Annotated in this window: 17 protein-coding genes; 16 read left to right on the top strand and 1 reads right to left on the bottom strand. The window is 27.9% G+C overall.

Annotation, left to right across the window (positions count from 1 at the left end; translation table 4 throughout):
- The first annotated feature begins 5 nt into the window (after positions 1 to 5).
- The 10 genes from FJM08_RS07155 to FJM08_RS00350 all read left to right on the top strand — a co-directional run bounded on the left by FJM08_RS07155 (position 6) and on the right by FJM08_RS00350 (position 11,340).
- On the top strand, positions 6 to 1,661 hold the full coding sequence (locus FJM08_RS07155) for a ribonuclease J (protein ID WP_140031245.1): 1,656 nt from the start codon (positions 6 to 8) through the stop codon (positions 1,659 to 1,661).
- Between the two features lie 15 nt (positions 1,662 to 1,676).
- Complete coding sequence (locus tag FJM08_RS07150) at positions 1,677 to 2,801, top strand: hypothetical protein (protein ID WP_140031244.1); 1,125 nt, start codon at positions 1,677 to 1,679, stop codon at positions 2,799 to 2,801.
- A gap of 45 nt (positions 2,802 to 2,846) precedes the next feature.
- Positions 2,847 to 4,742: a hypothetical protein gene (locus FJM08_RS07145; RefSeq protein WP_140031243.1), complete on the top strand. Its 1,896-nt coding sequence runs from the start codon at positions 2,847 to 2,849 to the stop codon at positions 4,740 to 4,742.
- A 39-nt stretch (positions 4,743 to 4,781) separates the two neighbouring features.
- Positions 4,782 to 5,447, top strand: coding sequence for a LemA family protein (locus FJM08_RS00375; RefSeq protein ID WP_140031242.1), 666 nt, complete (start codon positions 4,782 to 4,784; stop codon positions 5,445 to 5,447).
- Positions 5,448 to 5,676: 229 nt separating this feature from the next.
- Positions 5,677 to 6,006, top strand: coding sequence for a hypothetical protein (locus tag FJM08_RS00370; protein WP_140031241.1), 330 nt, complete (start codon positions 5,677 to 5,679; stop codon positions 6,004 to 6,006).
- A gap of 95 nt (positions 6,007 to 6,101) precedes the next feature.
- Complete coding sequence (locus FJM08_RS03430) at positions 6,102 to 6,269, top strand: hypothetical protein (protein WP_170177175.1); 168 nt, start codon at positions 6,102 to 6,104, stop codon at positions 6,267 to 6,269.
- Between the two features lie 95 nt (positions 6,270 to 6,364).
- Entirely contained in the window at positions 6,365 to 8,308 is a 1,944-nt protein-coding gene (gene gyrB / locus FJM08_RS00365; protein ID WP_140031240.1) for a DNA topoisomerase (ATP-hydrolyzing) subunit B, read from the top strand.
- 8 nt (positions 8,309 to 8,316) lie between these two features.
- Positions 8,317 to 9,066, top strand: coding sequence for a phosphotransferase (locus FJM08_RS07140; RefSeq protein ID WP_140031239.1), 750 nt, complete (start codon positions 8,317 to 8,319; stop codon positions 9,064 to 9,066).
- A gap of 22 nt (positions 9,067 to 9,088) precedes the next feature.
- A complete protein-coding gene (locus tag FJM08_RS07135; protein ID WP_140031238.1) occupies positions 9,089 to 10,567 on the top strand; it encodes a protein kinase family protein in 1,479 nt (492 codons plus the stop codon).
- Positions 10,568 to 10,569: 2 nt separating this feature from the next.
- On the top strand, positions 10,570 to 11,340 hold the full coding sequence (locus FJM08_RS00350; RefSeq protein WP_140031237.1) for a hypothetical protein: 771 nt from the start codon (positions 10,570 to 10,572) through the stop codon (positions 11,338 to 11,340).
- A 51-nt stretch (positions 11,341 to 11,391) separates the two neighbouring features.
- Here the strand turns inward: FJM08_RS00350 and FJM08_RS07130 are convergent, their stop codons facing one another.
- A complete protein-coding gene (locus FJM08_RS07130; protein ID WP_140031236.1) occupies positions 11,392 to 14,151 on the bottom strand; it encodes a DUF885 family protein in 2,760 nt (919 codons plus the stop codon).
- Positions 14,152 to 14,438: 287 nt separating this feature from the next.
- On the opposite strand from FJM08_RS07130, the gene FJM08_RS00340 reads away from it, so the two are divergent.
- From FJM08_RS00340 to FJM08_RS07105, 6 genes are all read left to right on the top strand, one after another.
- Complete coding sequence (locus tag FJM08_RS00340) at positions 14,439 to 15,203, top strand: DUF2779 domain-containing protein (protein ID WP_140031235.1); 765 nt, start codon at positions 14,439 to 14,441, stop codon at positions 15,201 to 15,203.
- 24 nt (positions 15,204 to 15,227) lie between these two features.
- A complete protein-coding gene (locus FJM08_RS07125; protein WP_306769752.1) occupies positions 15,228 to 16,880 on the top strand; it encodes an MATE family efflux transporter in 1,653 nt (550 codons plus the stop codon).
- 46 nt (positions 16,881 to 16,926) lie between these two features.
- Entirely contained in the window at positions 16,927 to 19,095 is a 2,169-nt protein-coding gene (locus FJM08_RS07120) for an SGNH/GDSL hydrolase family protein (RefSeq protein WP_140031233.1), read from the top strand.
- Positions 19,096 to 19,113: 18 nt separating this feature from the next.
- Positions 19,114 to 20,067, top strand: a complete 954-nt coding sequence (gene pip / locus FJM08_RS07115) for a prolyl aminopeptidase (RefSeq protein ID WP_140031232.1) — start codon at positions 19,114 to 19,116, stop codon at positions 20,065 to 20,067.
- 56 nt (positions 20,068 to 20,123) lie between these two features.
- On the top strand, positions 20,124 to 20,333 hold the full coding sequence (locus tag FJM08_RS07110; protein ID WP_140031231.1) for a TM2 domain-containing protein: 210 nt from the start codon (positions 20,124 to 20,126) through the stop codon (positions 20,331 to 20,333).
- Between the two features lie 125 nt (positions 20,334 to 20,458).
- On the top strand, positions 20,459 to 22,615 hold the full coding sequence (locus FJM08_RS07105; protein ID WP_140031230.1) for a helix-hairpin-helix domain-containing protein: 2,157 nt from the start codon (positions 20,459 to 20,461) through the stop codon (positions 22,613 to 22,615).
- Positions 22,616 to 22,667: the final 52 nt, after the last annotated feature.

The raw sequence follows: 22,667 nt of genomic DNA, 5'->3' as shown, positions 1-22,667 counted from the left end.
GGATTATGAATAAAATCAACTTTTTTGCATTGGGCGGATTGGATGAAAACGGTAAAAATGCCTATGTTCTAGAAATAAAAAATAAGATTTTTATAATAAACTCAGGAACAAAAGTTCCTATTAATTCACATAATGGAATTGATACTTTAATTTGCAACTATGAATATCTTGAAAAGAGACAAAAAGATATTGTTGGTCTTTTTGTTACTGATGTGCATAACGCAACCTTTTCGGCAATTCCTTGATTACTAATGAAAATCAAAAACCTTAAAATTTACACTAGCGCATTTAATAAAATTGTTTTACTAGATAGAATTTCAAAATATAATATTGAAAATAGTCATTACGAAATTAAAACCATTAATTCAACAATTGACTTTGAATTTGCTAAGGTTACACCTTTTGATTTAGCCGGGGGTTTACCCGGGCAATTAGGTTTTAATTTTGAATACGAAAAAGGCAATATTTTGTTTATGGTTAACTTTGTTGATGGGGATTTGGGCCCATATGGTAAAACAGATTTTGAAAATATCAAAAAAATAATCAATAATGGAAAACCTTTAGAGACATTAATAATGGATTCAGGACTTAGCGCATATAGCGGCAAAAGTATTGAAAAACTTTGAATTTCAAAGAAAATTGAATATAAATTTAAGGAAACAACTGAAGATAGTCGAATTATTGTTGGTTTATATGATGAAGACATGATAACTGCACATGAAATTTTAATTTTGGCAAAACGTTATCATCGGCCAGTTATTACCTATGGCCGCACTTATTCGCAATTAATAAATCTAGTTGCCAAAATTAATCCGGAACTGCAATGACCAGAATTTATTGATTATCGTTTAGCTAATGATGTTAAAAACGCGGTTATATTAGTAACAGGCGCTATTGAGCGTTTATATTTAAGATTTATTAGAATAGCATCAAATAATGATGTTTATTTGAAGTTAAAAAATAATGATGCAGTGATTGTCGTAGCCCCTCCAGTGAATGGGTTAGAAGTAAATTATGCTTTAACACTGGATGAAATTGCCAGAAACACTTCGAATTTAATTGAATTAGGATCGGATCAATACTATCCATGTAATCCTGCAAAGGAAGATATTCGCAATATTATTAAAATGTTAAAGCCTAAATATTACATTCCAATTCAAGGTCTATATCGCTATTTAGTTGTCGCAACACACGTAGCTAGAGAAGCAGGCATGAATTTAAATAATTGTTTAGTTTTGCAAAACGGAAAAATTGCCGAATTTGAAAATGGTGAATTAATTAGCCAAAAACATAGTATTAGAACGGTTGGCGATGTTGTTATTGACGGGCTTGGCATCGGCGATATCTCGCATGAAGTAATAAATGAACGTGAAAGTCTTGCAAGAGATGGTATTATTACGATTAGCTCTTTAGTGGATTATAAGAAAAAAACTCCAATTAATGAATTACAAATTTCATCTTATGGGATAATTACAAAAGAAAATAAAGAAACAATATATAAAATTATTAACGATTTGTTTTACAAAGAATTTGACGATAAGAAACCAAACGAAATTGATTTAAAAGAAATTAAAGAAAAATTAAGAAAATCAATTAAACGGAAAATTGCAAAAGCAATTGATAAAGAACCAATGACTGTTATTACCCTATATGAAATTTAATTGGAGGGAGACAAAATGAATGAAACTAGCCAAACAATTTTGTTAAAAGAAAAAAGAATAAAAAAGCAAAAAAATTATTTTTTTACTAGAGATTATGTAACTTTATGAACTATTATTCTTTTAGTAACAATATTTTTTGCCACAATTTCTTTTATTAACGTACGTGGAATAACAACAATTCACGCTTATACAACAAACATATTGTTTGGGCTTTTTTCAATTTTATTTTATGGGTTTGTTTTTACGCTATCGCTTTTTAAATTATTTAAATTAGAAAGTGGATTTTCAGTCGGAATTTTTCACTTTCACTTAATCAAACTAGCACTATGATATATCGCTTGAATTATTTTGGGGAGTATGATATTTTATACTATTTCGCTTTATGGCACTTCTTTTAATTCGAAAAATTCATTTTCAGTAATTTATAAAAATTGATTTGATCATTTTAGTAGTAATGGAATTCAAAACAAAAATTATTTACTCCCTAATCTAAACACACCAGGAATAATTGGCACTTTCTTTTTTGGAATATTTTCATTTATTGGTGGCAAGGCAGGCCTAGCAATTGGTTTTATTATTTCAATAATTATTTTTGCTTTGATAAGTTCACTATTTTTTGTAAAAAATAAAGCATTTTTAAAATTAGTCTTTTGAAAAAAACAATTTTCTAACCCAAAAATAGAAAATTCAACTAATAAATCAAATAACGTAATGTTCGAACAAACGTCATTTAAAAAGCCAAATAAAACCGCAAATTTAAGTGGCCAAATAATTAACAAAATAAACGAATTAAATTCAAAAAAGACTTCGATTAATAATGAATCAATTTACGCGAAACCTTTAGTAAATGATTTAGATGATTTTAATGAATTAACTATTAATAAAACACAAAATATATCAGTCACAAATAAGGAAGAAAATTTAGAAAATATAAAAAATATTGAAATTGATACCAATCCTTTTGGCGACACCGGTACATTTGATTTAAAACAACCCTTAGAAAATAATAATACCCAAAAGATAGAAGCTAACGACGAAAGCTTTGATCCTTTTGGCGAAAATGAATTTGAAGAAAATAGCAAAAAAGAAGACAAAAACTCAAAATTTTCAATCGCAGAAAACGAAAATGATTTCTTTTAGAATACTGGTAACAGTATTTTTTATTTATTGAACTATAATTAAAACATGAACAATAAAAAACAACCCGTAAAAAAAGATGTTAAAAATGATAGCGCCGCTAAGTTGAATATGAACAATATTTTTCGTGACCCCATCAAATACTTTTATGAATCAATTACGCAACAATTGCCAAGTAAATTTAAAAAAATAATTGATGAAAAATTTTTTACTGAAAAAGAAAAGAAAAAACTTAAAACCATAGAGGTTAACAAAGATACAATTAATGATCTTAATTTTGCAATTAGAGAAAGAAAAAAACAAGATAAAATTTCTAGAAAAAAAGCAGCAAACGGATTAATTATTTTTGGCTGTTTTTTTATCATAGGGTTATTTTTGCTAGGTCGATACAAAAAGAACCGAAAAGTAATAAAGGAATTTAATTCTTTTCACAATCACAATAAAAACTTAATTGCCGAAAAAATAAGAGAAAACAATAAAATTCTTTTATCAATTTATTCAAAATATTCACTAAGTGAAATAATTAATTTTTTGCTTTCAGATTTCGAGTTAAATTCTGTTAATAATTTTGATTTTAATGAATTGTCCCTATTTTGAAATGCCGAAAATTTTGCATGTTTTAATTCAATAAACAAATATGATATTCGTAATTCTTATTTTTACATTGTTTTATATTCAACTTTAACAATTAAAAATATTATTACATACGGAAGTATTTCAATTGATCATAAAGTTGGTGATTCATATGTAACTGAAACAATCACCGCCGAACACTCGGAGCCCACGCCTTTTATTGATGAAAAAAATGCAATGTTAATATTAACGAATTATCTAGCAAATTTTTCTTTTAAAGAAGACGGCAAAACCATGTCTGAAAAAGCTTATCAAAAAGCACTTAAAACTGGAGCAATTGTTTTAGAAAACCCAGAATTTCATAAATATTATGGAATAAGCTATACCGATAAATATAAATTCTTTGTTTACTTTCAACCGTTAGTTCAAGAAAACTACATTAAATATGCAAAATATGCGCAAGAAAATAAATTGCAAAATAATCGATTGCATAAAATTTGCCATCAAATGTACAGTTATTGGAATTTAGACTATAGTGATTTAATTTTTTCAACAATACATAACTGACTTTCTTCATTTATTGATTTTGACAAAACTAATGAAATTAATGATATAAATAATGCGATATTTGCACAGATCAAATGTGCAATTGAACCAACAATTTTTAGTATTACTAAAGCATATTTAAATAAATATATTGCTTCGGAAAAATATGAAGAATATGGTACAGGTTATATTTCAGAATATAAGGATTTAAAAATTGTTTCAAAAAAATATAATAATAACATTTTGTATTGATGAAATAAAGTAACCGCTAATCAATACTTTTCTTTGATAACTAGAATCCCAGACAAACCACCAGTATTAACATATGATAAGGAAATAAAGGGCCAATATATTAATCAAATCAATTTTACATTATCTTCATATTATGGCGTTAATGAAGTTGATGAAGTATTTACTCAAGGTCATTTTGTGCCGGTTTCGTATGTCCGCTACTATCCTTTCAAAGAAGCAAAAATGACTATTTATACAACTGACATAAAATTGAATAGTGACAAGTCTGAGATTTATGCACACGATTACAAAAACTTGTGCTACTCTAGTGAAACCATTAAAGATGAGGCATTAGTTAAATTGATGCAAGAAAATATGATTTCAGTTAATATTTATGCAACAGAAAATTTAAATGAAGCCAAAAAAATAATTCTCAAAATTGTCAAATTATACGAATTATTACCAATTTTAAAAACGCGGGCATCAATTTTAGTAAATAACTTGGGTTTTTCAATCCATTTTAATACTCCGGATTCACCAGAATTATTTGATATTTTTGACAAGCTTAATCAAGCATTACAAACTTTAATTTAGCAAGAAATAGTATAATTTAATAAATAAGGAGGAATAAAAATGTTATTTGACACAAGAACACAACAAGAAAAAGAAGGCTTTAAACCAAATGTTGATAATTCCATAAAACATCCTGAACCAACTAAAGGTGAGAAATTTCTATATATTTTGCTTTACATAATCACATTAGGGATTTTCTATTTTGCATATTTATCAAGGAAAAATATGCTAATGCGCAAAATGAATGAAATTCAACAAGCGTCATCTGTCATTCAAGCTGCCGAAAAGAAAAGACGCGCAACCCTATTAAAACAACTTGATACAGTTAAGGGTTATGCAAATTTTGAAAATAAAACCTTAACCGAGGTTGCTAAATTGCGTTCGCAATTAGTTAAATTAGAAAACGAAGAAGATACCGCAACTTTACGCAATAAATTAGATGTAATACAAAGAGGTATTAATGTTCAATTTGAACAATATCCAGATTTAAAAGCAAGTAGCTTGTTTTTACAATTTAATACTGAAATCGCAATGCAAGAAGATGAAATTTATGCAACTATTAGAATTTACAACATGAAAGTTAACTCATTCAACAGTGAAATTTATAGTTTTTGAACTAACTGTGTGGCAAAAAAAATCGGTGCATACAACCAACCATTATTTATTGCTAGCGAAAAAGAACGCGAAGATGTTGACACCTCTTCATTAAGTAATATGAACTTCTAATAATATTAACCGATAGAGCCAAAAGCTCTTGGTTTTTATTTTAGTAAGAAAAACAAATCAAGAAAATCGTTTTTGTTATTAATATTGATTTATTAAATATGCAAATTTCTAGGCTTTTATTGTAACAAGATCTATATAAAAAAGCAATTAGACGATTTACTAAAAACAAGTAATATCATATAAGGAAAGGTCTATAAATGAAGAAAAAAGTTTAAACTATGGAATTTTTGTGGGTGTCCCTGTTGTTGCAATTGGTTTTACATTAGCTATTGCAGGTTCCATCGCGGCGATTGTGGCTACACAATTCCCAAGAAAACCAAAAAGGAAAATATTTGAAACAGAAGACTTTATTTTTAATAGCATAATAACAAAATTAAGTAACTACGCAAAAAAATATTTTAATTTAGGGGGGGATGTATTTAAATCTGTAAATAATAGACAAATATCAGATGATGATGAACTACTAATTTTCAACTCTTTTTGACCGGATAAAACTCGAAAATTTAGATACTTATTTGTGATTAAAAGAAAATACTCGATGATTTTAATTCATATTTAAGCAAGTTTATTCAAGTAAAATCTTGTTTTTTGTTTTCTCATTCTGAAATGAAAACAAATAATAGTCTTTATAATGAATTAACAAAAGAGTTTAGAGTGAAAAAAGAAATTTTTTCTGAAAATAAGCCAAATACAAAAAATTATATTTTCCTTTCATTAAATTATGTTTTCAAAAAAGGTTATTTTATTTTGGATGAGTATGAAGAAGAAAATAAAATTAATAATATAGAAGTGAATTTTGAAATGACTAACATTATTATTTAATTTACTTTTGGAAAATTAACAACTTTACAAAATATATAACATTTTAGTATAATTATTAATATATTTATATATTAATACATTGAATAGAGGTAACTATGGATAAAGTAGATGAAACCAAAAAATACGAAGCAAGTAATATCCAAGTCTTAGAAGGGCTGGAAGCAGTTAGAAAAAGACCAGGAATGTACATTGGTTCTATTGGATTTAGAGGGCTTCACCATTTAATATGAGAAATAGTTGATAATTCCGTTGATGAGGCAATGGCGGGCTATGCTTCTAAAATCGATATTATTTTACATTCTGATAACGTAATTGAGATTGTCGATAATGGAAGAGGAATGCCAGTGGATATACACCCCAAAACACATAAATCTGCTGTTGAAACAATTTTAACTGTTTTACATGCCGGCGGTAAATTTGATGGTAGTAACTATAAAGTCTCTGGTGGGCTTCATGGCGTTGGCGCATCGGTTGTGAATGCTTTAAGCGATAAATTTGAAGTTTGAGTAAAACGTGATGGCAAACTATATTATCAAAAATTTTTAAATGGTGGTCATAGCGAAAAACCTTTAGAAGTGATTGGCGAAGTTAAAAATGGCGAAACCGGAACAAAAATTAAATTCCATCCTGATTTCACAATTATGGATAAGCTAGATTTCGATTATGGAACAATTCTTGATCACTCAAAACAAATTGCCTATTTAAATAAGGGTTTAATTTTAAATATTAAAAATAACATAAATAACACAAGCAAAACTTTCCATTTTGATGGTGGATTAATTGATTATGTTAATGAACTTAATAAGGGCAAAAAATTAATTAATCCTGAAGTTATATATGCTGAAGGCGATTTTAAAGATAAAATAGAAGGCGCAAATGATGTTATTGTGGAAATTGCAATGCAATACAATGAAACATTTACCTCTAACGTTGTATCATATGCAAACAATATTCAAACTGGTGACGGTGGAACACATGAACAAGGTTTTTATGATGCGCTAACAAGAATTTATCATAAATATGCAGAAGAAAATAAACTATACAAAAATAACACTGAAAAAATTTCTCGTGAGGATGTTAAAGACGGACTTGTTGCGATTATTTCAATAAAGCATACTGACCCAATTTTTGAAGGACAAACAAAAGGAAAACTTGAAAATAAGGATGCGCGAATTGCAACCAATAAAGTTATTTCAATTCAATTAGAAAAATACATGGGCGAAAACCCCGAAGTTGCTAAAGCAATTATCGAAAAATGTTTATTAACACAACGTTCAAGATTAGCTGCTAATGCAGCTCGAGAAGCTTCTAGAAAAAAAGATGGCCTTGATATAGGTAATTTACCTGGAAAACTTGCTGATTGTTCTTCTAAAAACGCTGAGGTAAGAGAACTATTCATTGTCGAAGGTAATTCAGCCGGTGGCTCAGCAAAGATGGGTCGTAATCGTGCTATTCAAGCAATTTTGCCATTACGTGGTAAAGTAATTAATGCTGAAAAAAATGCGTTTACTACAGTCTTAGCAAATAAAGAAATTGCAACAATGATTCATGCTTTAGGAACAGGTATTAGCGAAGAATTTAATATTAATAAATTAAAATATCACAAGATAATTATTATGACTGATGCCGACGTTGATGGCGCGCACATTACAACGCTTTTATTAACATTCTTCTATCGTTACATGAGGCCTTTAATCGAATATGGTTTTGTATACATTGCACAACCTCCACTTTATAAAATTACTAGCGGCAAAACGGTAAATTATGCTTATAATGACGCACAAAAAGAAGAAATTTTATCTAGATTAGATGACAAAAAAAACGTTGGTATCCAACGTTATAAAGGTCTTGGAGAAATGGATCCAGAACAATTATGAGAAACAACTATGGACCCAGAAACACGAAAAATGCTTCAAGTTCAAATTGATGATATAGCTATTTGCGATACTGTATTTTCAACATTAATGGGTGAAGAAATCGAACCTCGCCATGATTTTATTCAGGAAAACGCAAAATATGCTTCTAATATTGATTTTTAGTTAAAAAAATGAAAAAATTAGAAAATCAAGGTTTTACAAACGAGACTTTTTTTGATGATAATGATAATTCATTTGTCAAAGTAAAACATTTTGATTCGTTTAATCATAAAACGCCATATGAAATTGTAAATAAGCTAAATTTTGTGCCCAAATTAATATATGAAGATAATAACACATTAAAAACAGATTGAATTTCCGGCAAAGCCATTTTGCCTAATTTGATTACTGAAAATCAACTGAAAGAAATTGGCAGGATGCTAATTACTTTGCATAATTCAAAATTAAAATTTGCAAAAGAAAATCAAATTGCGCGAAGATTTAAAATTTACCGCGAAAAAATGTCGTCACTAAATAGAAAAATTCCAGTTTTAGATAAATACTATAAAAAGTTAAATCTATTTATTAAAAATATTGATACTTCTGCCCCTGTACACAATGATTTATGATTGTTTAATTTTATTCAAACTGACAAGAAAATTATTTTGACAGATTGAGAATACGCAACAATGGGTGATGTGCACTTTGACTTAGCTTACTTTATTGAATCAAGCAATTTAAACGCTAACCAAGAAAAAATTTTTCTTGAAGCCTATGGCGACGACTTTGAAGAAAAATATTTACTAGTGCATAAAATAATAGTTAATGCTTTATTTATTTTATGAAATGAGGCACATGAAATAATGCCAATTGATGACAAAATGTATGTGGGGAGGGTGGATAAATACATGAAATTATATTTAGACAAATATAAAATATAGTCATTTATTTATTGAAATTAATATGCCAAATAAAAAAAATTTCTCTGTACAACAAAGTAACCAGCGTAAAAAAAACACCGAAATTTTTGAAGTTTATGAATTAATAAAAAATAATTTTGGTATGAATGTGTTTGAAAAATTTTCGCACATTCGCTTTTATTATGAAGATTTTCACAATAAAAGTTATATTGGTAAATTAGAAAGTACTTGAGTGCAAATTAGAGTCCCTAAAAACATTATCAAAATTGACCATAGTAATGAAACTAAAGTAGTTAGCACCTTTAAAGACTATTTATATGTTAAAGATGGCATAATTGTTAAAAAGTGATTCCCAGGAGTAGATTTATTTAAAATTAAAATAGACGCGAAAATTTCAAACGCTATATTAAACTGTATTCGAAATTTTCAAAATATTTTAGTTAATGTAACAAAGTTTAATTGGCTTAAATATGATATAAAAGACAAAAAATATTTACATCTAGTAAAAAAATATGAAAACGACGAATTGGTTTTAAGTCACAATAATTTAAAACGACAAAATATACTAGTTAATAAATACGGCTTTATTAAACTAGTCGATTTTGAATTTGCGGCGTTAAACTCTCGATATGTTGATCCTGTTTCATTATATTTGTTTTTAGGTGTTGAAAAAAAACTTATTATTGATTTTTTTAATTTAGATGAAGAGAAATTTGATGACTTTGCTTATATGCTTCGTATTTTTAATGAAACCTCATATAAACAAACTTATGCAAATATAAAAGCACCAAATAATATGTTAAGCGAATCGCTTAGCCAATATAATAATAAAGATTTTTCAATTCCTAATCGTTTTATTGTTCAAAAATTTCATAATCAATTCGATAATCGTTTAGATACAAAGATTGTGCAAGATTTCTACTTTGTCCCTATTTGCGTATATGAAGACAATGATCGAATTATTTGACGTTGATTAAATTGCAAACCTACAACCGAAATAAATGCACGCCAAATTAAAGTTTTGGCTAAAGCTATGCGTACTTATCACGATTCAGATAAAAAATTTCCAAGTTATATTTTGCGAACTAAAATTGATTGATATTTGCAAACTATTGATAAAAAAATTTTATATGAAGATATTCAAGATAAAAAAATGATTGATGAAATATATCAATGAATTAAAGAAATTAAACCTGATGCTAATTGCCATAATAATTTAAATCTTGATAATATTTTCTTTACAGACAAATTAAATCTTTATATCATTGACTGAGCTATCGCATATCGTAATTGTCGCTTTTTAGATATTGCATTTATGTTTGAAAATACTCATATAGCTAAAAATATTGAAAATGTTTTTTGAAAGGCGTATGATATTCCTCAACCTAAAGATTTTTATAAGTATCGCATTATTATTCATTTTACGAGTTATTTATACAATCGCATATTAAATGGTGATTATGTTGAAGCAGGTATAAATATTACACGTATTATGGAATTATGGAAAGAATATAAGGAGTAAAAATGAGCGAAAAATCACAAAAAATCAAAAAGATTCTTAAGACTATTGGTATGTTTCTCGGTGTCGGCATTCCTTTGGTTTGTGCAGTTGCTATTCCATTAGCTTTAAATAAAAAGGCAAACATCAAACGAAAAAAATATTTCACTGACGAAAAGTCTAACTTCGAAATTAAAGAAGAAACTGATTCTATAACTAAAAATAAGAAGCTAATAATTAAACAAACAAATGCCTCAGGCAAAGAAATAATGGCTGAAAACCCACGGGAAATTCGCGAAAAGAACGAGAATGTTGCCAATAATGGAATTAAAAGCACAATCGACCTTAAGTTTTTTGACGATGGTCACGATTTTCAAAAATTTGTTGAAAACACCTTAAAATTAAAGGAACAAAAAACAAAAAGTATTGCACAAAATCTTAACGAAGAAGTCTATCGCTTAGATTTGCTTTCTGTTTTTGATAAATTTAACGAAGGAAAAACTAGAAAAGATAAAAAAACTATTGACTCATTTATTAAATCTATTGACAAATTAAATATTTCGTTAACTTATTTTTACAAAAAAGATTCAAACATATACTACTACGATATAAAGGAAAATTATTTTGGTTATTCAACTTTATATTTTTTTAAGAAGATAAATGAACAAATTAAAGCAAAAAATATTAGTAATTATGAAATTAAAAAAGCGCAGATGAATGCCTTTATAAAAATAAATCAAGAAAATCAAATTGAATCACTTACTTTTGATAATATTATCGAAATTGAATATAAATAAAAGGAGCTATAAACATATAGTTCCTTTTATTATTTGACTTAAAATAATTTATTATTTTAAATTAAAAGCTTTTTCAACAACTTTTTCTAAAGCTCCCATTGGTAATCCACCGTTCTTTAGAAGAATGTCAAAGAATTCTTTGATGTAGCCGTGTTGAGCATTTTCGGTTGTAGTACCATCAATTCTCTTAATATTTTTTGTGGCTTCAACAAATTCTTTACGTGATAAACCAAAGTGATTACGTACTCTGTCATATAGTCTTAGCATAATTTCTTTACCAGCGTTATATGATGTTGCTTGTCCTACACAATTTAAGTAACGTCTTGATTCAGATTCGATATCGCCAATACCTAAAGCTGAATTTGCTTTCATGAATTGTCTTACTTGGTTAATTGATGCACCTGATTTAAGATCATCATTTCCTTCAACACCTGAACCGTGGTAGGCGGTATCTACTGCTCTACGCATGTTACGTAATTGTGCTTCGTTTAATGCACCAAAGTATTGTAGCATGTTTGCCAATTTGGTTGCTCTTAATGTATGTTCTTTATCATCTTTTGAAGCAATTTTTGAATCTACTAATTTTCAATATACTCCGCCGTGTAATTCTTTCATTTTTGCAACCATTTCATCTGTTACTTTGTCCGCTTCTTTAACATTTACAAAACTGGTAATACCTTTTGAATTTGAGAAATCGGTTGGTGCAGCGTAGTAATCATCATTTTCATAATCTGGATTTCCGTATCATCCTGATTCGATTCCAAATCATTCCATAAATAGAGCTCATCCTTCAGCGTATGAAGTATAGTCAAAAATATTGCCTAATGTTCTACCGTCTTGTTTTGCTAAGAATTGTTTTGCATAGTAAATTTGGTTATGGTGTCCCATAATTCCTTCATGGTTAGCAAATGATGTTACTGATCATTTTGGCAATGAGAAGTAAGGATCACAGTTAAAGATAAATGCTGCTGCACTGCCACTGTATGCTCCAACTCCCTCATCATATCTGTCAGCATATTCATATGTTTGTGGACCGTAAGGTAATACTTTTTCAGCAAAGAAAGAAAGTCCATGGTCTCTTGTTTGGTCCATAAATTGTTGATAATTTTTAAATGCTTCTAAAGCACCATAGTAAAATTGATTGTCAGTTATTGAACCATATTTTGCATTCGAGCCTTTTAAACTTGAATATCCTTTTTCATTTAAATGTTTAACTACAGTAGTTAATTTGTCAAGTTCAGCAGTTTTTTCACTTGTGTAATATGATTTATCTTCACGACCGAAGAAAAATTCTTCTTGATTTAATCATTTGAAGAAGTTTTTTAAATTAATATCGCCTTTTTCATCACGAATAACCACTTCAATTTCTGTTGCTTCTTTCGAACCAATTCCATCTTCATCATATTTAAATTTAGGTTTTCATTCGCCTTCTGGTCCAGCAATTAATTCTGCTGTCATTTCAGCAACAATTTTCATATTTTTTGCTGCTGTTTTAGAAGTTTCATATCCTGATTTATATACTTCGTTAGGAGTATCGTTGCTTGTAGTTGCCATTTTTAAAATAGCATCATAAATTTTTGAACCAGGGTTTTCTTCATCACCTTTAATTCCAACAAGACCAACATTTTCAGCGTCTAAATCTTTTTGGGTAAAACCTAATCCATAAATTGTTTTAGTTCCAACGGTAATAGTATTTTCCACTTCTTTTAATTTATTGCTTTTAAATAATTTTAACTCATCTAGATTTTCACCAAATCCGTGATCAGATGCTTTATAGTATTCATTTGCATAGTATAAGTGGAATTCTCTCATAGCGCTTTCAGGTGCTTTATTGATTAAATCAACAACAGATATTTCTTGATCAGTGCCATTAGCAAATTCATTTAAGTATTTTGAATAATGATTTTGTAAAATATTCTTAACATTATTTTTAATAACAACTTTAGAAAGAGTAATTTTGTGTTCAACTGCTTCTTTTAAATTTTTTAATGCATTTACAGAATCACTTGCAGCAAGTTTTAAAGTGTTATAGAATGAGTTAGCTGGATAAGCATATCCTGTTCCTCAAGCATATGAACTTAATAAGAAACGTCCTCCTGAAGTATAGTTACTTTTAATAATTTGTCAATCGTATGCTAATCCTTCTGCTCATGCAAGAGTCACATCTGTTAAGTTTTCTCTTTTGATTGAGTTTAAAGCTGTGATATATTTGTCATAGTAAGCGGAAATTTTCTTTGTATCTTCTGCACTAGGGTAATTTTCATTAACACCTGCAAGTTCTTCAGCTTTATTGTCTTCAGATTCTTTTTTAATACGAGCAATATAATCAGCTACTATAGCAAAAATTTTTGAATTCTTTTTTCCATTGCCGTGTGTTGCAGCAAATTCTTGTGATTCATTAATTTTTTCAGTTAATTCAGCTGTTTTCTTTTTGGTTTCTTCGTATTTTTTTGTATATTCTGCTTCTTTTGCTCTAGCATCTTTTAAATTTTCGTTAGCATCTTCGAAAGCTTTCTTTGCTTTTTCTTTATCTTCAGCTGTTGCTGCAGGATCAGCTTCAACTCTTTTTTGTTCAGCTTTAGCTTGGTCTCATAATTTTTTAGCACCGTCAACAGTTTTTGAATATGCAACATCTTCAGCTTTTTGTGCTTCATTTAATTTTGCTAGTTCATCATTATAATTTTTAGCAATTTGAGAAACACGACCTTGGTAAGCACCTTGTTGAATTCCATATGCAACAAGTGGAATTCCGGCAGCAAGAAGCGCTCCACCACCAAATGCACCTAAAATAATTTTTGATTTTTTAGTCACTTTATTTTCCTTTCAATAAAAATAATAAATATTGATAAATATGTCTAAATTTGATTAGATAAGTAAAAATTATCTAAACTAGACAATATAATTTTAATATTTTCTAAACTAATATTTTTTAAATAGTTGTTAATGTTAGCGATTTTTTATAAATTATTGCTCTTAGTTATAAAAATTTACGTTTAAAGTAATTATTTAATAAGCTTGTGCGAAAGATTTTAATTTACCAAAGTTACCTGTTGAAAATTTAGCGATTTGTAAACCTTAAATTCTATATAATTATAAATATGAATTTAAATAGTGTTTATATTGATTTTGAAGCAATAACTAACCCTTTTGCTCGTTTAATAAACATTCCTAGTGGAACACCCTATGCTTATACGCTAGGACTTTTAAACACTAAAAATCAATTTGAATCAGCAACTTTTATAATGGATTTTAAAAAGCATAATAATTTGGGATCAATGTGAAATACAATCAAAAAATGTATTTTAAGAGACATTAGTAGAATCAATCCTAAACTCAGTTTAAAAGATATTGTTTTTGTGGGTCATAATCCCGTTTTGGAACACAAATGTATTAAAAAATTATTCCCTAATAATGACGTAAAAGCTTTAATAACCAATGAAACTGTTTCACTTTCAAAATTAACGGGAAAATTTTTCGAAAAGCCTTATTTTTCTAAAATTAAGCGTATGTTAGATAAAAGTAATGATGAGTATTTGAAAAATGCGCTTCAAGACCGTAATGGTGCAATTGCATCATTTGCCGGTTATTGGCTTTATACAAATTCCCTCAAAGATTTACGAGCAAATGATAAGCGTAAAAAATTTTTAATCGAACTTGATGCTAAAACGCTTTTACGAGAATTACAAAAATATTCGCGAGATGATGTTCACAAAATGCTATATATAGTAAATCATCCCGATGAAACTAATACTTTGCTAAAAGAACTTTCATATAAACGTGAATTAATAAAGCAAATAAAAAATTTAAAATTAGATGATAAATTAACAATAAAAGAAATTAAAGAAAAAATTTGGTCTTTATAAAATAGAAAGATGAGGTGTTTGCTTATGATTAAACAGGCACATTCAAATATATTTAGACGCATCTTTCCTCAAAATAAAGTTGATTGAAAACTATATTTTGCTAAAACTATTCCGATTATAATCGGCGAAATTCTTTTTTGCCTTAATGGATTTTTAGACAATTTTATGGTTACCAACATAACTGGTGGTATTGATGCATTAACTTATGCTAATACTTACACCGGAATAATGTATACGGTGTTTTTTGCCATTCAAGGAATAACAGCAATGTTTGTGGGTCAGTACTATGGCAAAAAAGATTATGATAAAGTTAAGCAAATAATGAATTTAAGAATAATTATGTATTTAATTATTTCACTTTGTTTTGCTATTCCGTGTTGAGTAGCCGGCGAGCAAATGATTCAATTAGTGGGAAATAAAAACATAAATGCAAATACGATGTTTCAAGCAAAAAATTATCTATGATTAATTATAATATCATGATTAATTACTTCTTTTAATTTTAATACCAATATGCTTTTAAATGAAACAGGGCACTCAAAACTTGCCTTTATCTCAGCTTTTAGTACTTTAATTGTAAACGCTTCTATAAATGCAATTTGTTTGCTAGGTTTTAAAAAAGATGCATATTATGCAGCAATTGGATCAATAATCAGTGCAATAGTTTGCTTGTTATCTGATTCACTATTAACTTATTTTAAGGATCGAAATATTTTTATTAACTTTTTTAAACTATTTCACATATCCAAAAAAATTGCAAAACAGATTTTAAAGCGTAGTTTTGCTATGATAATTACCATTGTTGGAATGATAACAATTCCCTTAAGAATGATTGTTTGAAGTAAGGCTTTTCCCGAAAATATTGAAGTAGGCTCTGGCATCGGACAAAAATGAATGGGAATAAGTGGGGTAACTATTTTAGGATTAGTTGAAAGCCTTTCCTCTATTGCTTCTGCCGTTACTAGCGTTTGTTCAAGTAATGTTTCTTATTTTGTTGCTTCTAAATTGGGTGAAAACAATTTTGAAGAAGCAGAGAAACATTCACATGCATTAAAAGGATTTCATGCGCTCGCAGGAATAATAATGTCAACTATTATGCTAGGAATAGTGTTTTTAATTGCATATTCACCAAACACTTCAAAAGGAACGGTTAACGGTGTAAAAGATTTACTTTATAGTCAAGATAAAAAAGATTACATTTTAGGCATTTTAGATCCAGCTAATTTGTCAGACAAAAAGATAGTAGATACAATTAATTTAACCGGTAAAATTCCGCAAATTGGCGAAAGTAGCGTATATGATCTTTGAGTTAAAAACGCTCAAGAATTTACTAAATTTACTTTTAGAAAAACCTTTTTGCTATCATGTCTAACATTTTTAGTATTCAATCCTGTTTGGTGTTGGTTTTATACATCTGCTGCCTTACCACGTGCAGGCGGTAGAAACAATGTTGCATCCTTTACTATGCTGTCAGCACAATGAATTTCATTCATTTGATTAATTGTTATCGCGTTTGCTATCGTAATTCCATTACACAATAGCAGCCATGCTTTATCTTTAGAATTAGCTTATTTCGCTTTTTATTCAATTGATATATTGCGTTGATTATTATTTGAAATAGTGGCATGAAAAACTAATTGAAAACACAATGTAACAACTGAAATAGAAACACAATAATTTCAATTAAGATTATTGTTTTATTTTATTTGTATAATAATTGATTATGAATAAAAAAACGTTTAATTTTCTTTCAATCGGCGATTCCATTGCCCAAGGTTTTAATAGTAAATTAGGGTGTGGAAGTTGTGGATTTAAAATTGGCAATGAACTAGCTTCGGGCTATAGTTATGGCGATTATTTTACTTTGCTTTTAAAAGATTACTGCGAACATAATAATTACAGTAATTTTTGGCAAAATTTTAATTATGAAAATTATGCATCATCAGTAATGCGTATTAATGATGTAATTAATTTACTTGATAAAAAGGAAGATTTTGCACAAGAATTTATTAATCTTATTCAAATAAATAAGGACATAGAAAAATTTGCTGATATTCAAATTCAAGAAAATGTTTGAAGTTTAGAAGGTCATTTAAGCGTAAAGGAAAATTTTGAAATTAATTCAAATAGGTTAAGTGCTGCAATTAAGAAAAGTGATTTAATTTCTATTTCGATTGGTGGTAATGAATTTCAAAGTTCTTTTTCGTTTGCTTTGTTTAATAAGATATTAAACGAACACAATATTTATAAACAATTAAAATTAAAACAGAAGCTTTACGAAAAATTACGAGACTTGGGCCAAAAAATTGGCACGCAATATAAAAATATGATGCTTAAAATAAGGCAAATTAACTCGGAAGCAAATATTATTTTGCTTTCATATATTCCACCGTTTATGCCTTTTTTAACTTCATATGAGAAGTCATTAAAGAAAATAAACCCGGTAGTTTACGAAGATTTATTTAAACAAATAAATATTTACTTAAATGAAACAATACGTGATGCTTGCATTGATAGAAAATGCCATTTTTTGAAGGTTTTTTCGTTTTCATATTGAAAAAAACATGTTGATATTTTATGTGAAAACCTTTTTGATGTTCATCCAACTGAAAATGGATATAAACAAATTGCAAGAACATTATTTGCATATGTCAATGAAAACAATTTAATTTTTGATTCATTTAATCAAGGTTATTTGAAACGTATTAAAAATTGTTCAATAAAGAAATTGAATTATAAATTTAACCGCATTGAACAAAAAATTACTAAAATATTTTCATTGCCCAATAATGTTAATCATATTGTTTATATTCTTCGCGCTTGACTTGATAAAAAAAATACCGTTCAAAATCCATATTTTGCCTTATTTAAGCGTGAAACCAAAGAACTGCTGGAAAATTATGATGCAACAAATAATATCGCTAAACGCGAGGATTATGTTTCATTATCATCATTGACGCTTGAAAAATTAATTTTTATTTTGAAACTATTTCCAAAAGATGCTAAATTAAGCACATTTATCCGCAATGAAGTAATAACTGATGAAAATGTATTAAAGCTTTTTAATTATTCGCTACGTTCTGAAACAATGATCAAAATTTTATATAATTGCGAATTTATTTACATCAAAAATAAAAAGCAAAAACTTGCTACATTTTTAAACGCTATTTTTAAAGAAAACGCTAAAAATGTTTACTTATTATTTAAAGAATGATACGAACAAATAACTTTTGAGTCTAAGCAAAATATCAAACAAATGATTAATTTGCTAAATGATGATTTTAAGAACCATAATTCAATCATTTTTAATAATTATAGTGTTACTAAGTTAATTAATAAAATGAGTTATGACACAAACGTTGTTGAAAAATTTAAGATCTTAAGTGAATCTTTAGGCAATTCTTTTGAGTTAAATAATTTAAAAAAATATATTGATTTTGATGAGTTTTTTACCTCGTTTATTGTTGAAAATGAAAAAACAATCAAAGAAATTTTTGTTTTAACAATTAAATTTATTGACGAATATTCGCATACCAATTTAGAAGATTTTTCAGAAATTATTACTAACATCATCCGCATTAATCATAATGAACTGAGCTTTAAAGAATGAAAACATTTAAATAAAATTATCACTAAAATTCAAAATACCTTAAACAATGAAAAATCAGTTGAATATATGGCGAATGTACTTTATAAAATAATGAGAAGTATAAGTTTATATAAAAGTATTGATTTTAGAAAACTTTCGAAAATTAGATATATTAGCATTTTGGCTAAAAAATTTCTTATTGGTGTCACAACAAACATTTTTAACAAAACAAATTTAAAACTTATTGGCATTCTATTACAAATTTTTGGTCTTAAATTAAGACATAAAATTCGTAAATTCTAACTTAATAAAAGAGGAAAAATGAAACTATATGAAATTAACAAACCATATAATACAGGCAGATTAAAAGTTAGCGGTTTGCATTCAATTTATTTTGAAGAAGTAGGAAACCCAAACGGCAAACCAATTTTATTTGTTCATGGAGGCCCGGGCGGAGGATTTTCAGAAAGTGCGTCACAGTATTTTGACCCAAAATTTTATCGAATTATATTATTTGATCAACGTGGATGCGGCAAGAGCACTCCAACAGCTTGTATTGAAGAAAACACTACCCTAGATTTGGTTAGTGATATTGAAAAAATACGCGAATTTTTAAAAATAGAAAAATGAACATTATTTGGCGGATCATGAGGTTCAACGCTTAGTTTAATTTATTCTATTTATCATCCAAAAAGAGTAAACGGTTTAATTTTAAGAGGTATTTTTTTAGGAAGAAAGGAAGATGATAATTGATTGTATCAAAGTGGTGCTTCATTTTATTTTCCTAAAGAATATAAAGAATATAGTGAAGTGATTGAACCCTCTAAGCGAAATAATTTAATTTCAGCTTATCATGAATTGCTTAATTCAAAAGATGAAAAAATTGCAGAAAATGCGGCATATCATTGAGCAAAGTGAGAGTTAGGGTTAATTACATTAAATCCAATTAAGGAGATTGAAGAAATTTTACAAGATAAAAAAGCAAATTTGGAATTAGCACGTCTTGAAAATAATTATTTTTACAATCATATTTTTTTAGAAGATGATAATTTTATTTTAGCAAATTGCGAAAAAATCACACACATTAAAACCATTATTATTCACGGAAGATATGATATGGATTGCCGCCCCATAGGAGCTTATTTATTGCATAAAAAAATGCAAAATTCAGATTTGAGAATTATTGATGGTGCAGGTCATTCAACACGCGAAGAAGCCATTGCAATAGCATTAGTGACAGCAACCGAGGAATTCAAAAATTTTCTTAAAAATTAATAAATTATTTAACTAATTTAAAAAAATAAGTAAAATTATTTTGAAAGGAAAACAACATGTCAAACAAAAGTAGAACAGTTTTATCAATCTTATCATTCTTTTTTGGAGGATGAGGTGTTGATAGATTTTATGCTGGAAGAATTGGTTTAGGTGTTGCAAAATTACTAACCTTAGGTGGCCTTGGTATTTGAGCATTAATCGACTTTATACTAGCACTTTGTGGAGTACAAAAGGACTCAGAAGGCAACGCTATTAGTAAATGATAGTGTTTACATTAGAAAAAAGAGGCAATTGTCTCTTTTTATTTTGCATTTTCACAATTGTTTCCCTAGTTTAATTAGCTTTAAATTTTCTTTTATATAATTTCTAAAATAATGATTAAGGAGAAAATATGTCTACATCAATTGCAAATGTTGCTAAAAAATTATCTTTAAATGAAGGTCAAGTATCAGCTACTTTAAAATTACTAGAAGAAGGTTCTACAATACCTTTTATTTCCCGTTACCGTAAAAATGTTACTGGCGGGTTAGATGAAGATACGATTGCAAAAATTAATGATTTTTATATTTATGATGTTGAATTAGAAAAAAGAAAAGAATATGTTATTGGTATTTTAAAAGAAAACGGTTTGCTTACTAATGAATTAGAAAACAAAATTAAATTAGCTGAGACCAAACAAACAGTTGAAAACATTTACGAACCATTTAAAATTGGTAAAAAAACTAAAGCATCTGAAGCCATTGCATTAGGTCTTTTGCCACTTGCTGTTGAAATACTGAATAATAGCGACGAAAAATTTAATATGTATGCCGAAGCGAAGAAATATATTTGCGATAAATTAAAAACCGAAGAGGAAGTTTTAAGCCAGACAAAATTTATTATTGCTCAAAATATTTCGCAAGATATTAAAGCGCGAGAATTTATTAAGCATCAACTTTGAAACTTTGGGACAATTAAAACAAAATTAAAGAAAAATGCAGTAGATGAAGAGAAGACTTTTGAGCAATACTACGACTATAGCGAAAAAACAAACAAGATTCCAAATCATAGAATTCTAGCGATTACAAGAGCCGAAGATAAAAAAATAATTTCTTACGATATTTCATACAATGAAAAATACATTATTTATAACTTGAATGAAATGTTTTTTAAAAATAAAAGAACTGCAAAATTAGTTCAAGAATGTATTTTAGATGCGTTAGATAGGCTTTTGATGCCATCACTAATTCGTGAGGTGAAAAATGAATTATTTGCTAGAGCAGAAGAAGATGCCATAAAAGTATTTGCTTCAAATCTAGAAAAAATGTTACTTTGGCCAGCAACTAAAAATAAACGTATTTTAGCAATTGACCCAGCTTATATTAACGGATGTAAATTGGCAGCTTTAGATGGGAACGGTAATTTTTTAGAAAAAGGTATTATCTTTCCACATACGCATAATAAAGAAGAATGATTTGAATCGATAAATGTAGTTAATTCATTTATTGATAAACATAAAATTGATTTGATTGTAATTGGCAATGGAACAGCAAGTCGTGAAACAGAGGAATTTATTTCTAAATTACTGTCACATCGCAAAGAAAAACATCAAGGCGAAAATGTAAAATATGCGATTGTTAGTGAAGTCGGTGCTTCGGTATATTCTGCCTCAAAAATTGCACAAGAGGAATTTCCAGATTTACAAGTTGAATATCGTTCAGCAATTAATATTGGAAGAAAATTTCAAGATCCACTTAACGAGCTAATAAAAATTGACCCTAAATCAATTGGCGTGGGTCAATATCAACATGATGTAGATCAAAAGAAATTGGGCGAAGAACTTTTATTTAAAATAAATAAAGTTGTTAACTTAATAGGCGTTGACTTAAATAGTGCAACAAAAGTCATTCTTTCTTATATCTCAGGATTATCAAAAACAATAGCTGAAAATATTGTTCAATATCGTATGGAAAACGGTAATTTTAAATCTCGTGCTGAACTTAAAAAAGTTAAAGGTTTAGGGCCAAAAGCATATGAACAATCGGTTGGATTTTTAAGAATACATGATTCTAAAAATTTCTATGATAAAACAAATATTCACCCCGAAAGTTATTCTATTGCAGATGAAATTGTTGAATATTTAAATATAAACATTAATAATTTTGATAAATCAATTTTAGAGAAAACCAATCGTGAAGAATTAGCTAAAAAATTAGATATTAATATTTATGATGTTAATTTAATTTTAGATTCTTTGATTGCTCCTGAAAAGGACATTAGAGATGAAAAAGACGGGTTCATTATTTCTGACAAAATTATATCTATTGATGATATTCAAGTCGGCCAAGAAGTTATGGGTCAAATTCAAAATATTACTGATTTTGGTGCTTTTGTTTTCATCGGTTTGAAGCAAAATGTTTTAATTCACATTAGCAATATGAAAAAAGATGAAAATATAAGAATTAATCATCCACTTGATGTTGTATCGGTTGGTGATAATGTAAAAATAAAAATACTTGACATAGACAAAGAAAAAAACCGTATACAGGGGAAATTAATTTGAGAATAATTTCTTTTTAATTATTTATAAAATTACAAAATTATTTATATAATATAAATAC

The organism is Metamycoplasma equirhinis (assembly GCF_006385185.1).
Classification (GTDB): Bacteria; Bacillota_I; Bacilli_A; order Mycoplasmatales; family Metamycoplasmataceae; genus Metamycoplasma; species Metamycoplasma equirhinis.
The sequence above is the reverse complement of the archived record's forward strand: the minus strand, read 5'-3'. Positions and strand labels throughout refer to the sequence as shown.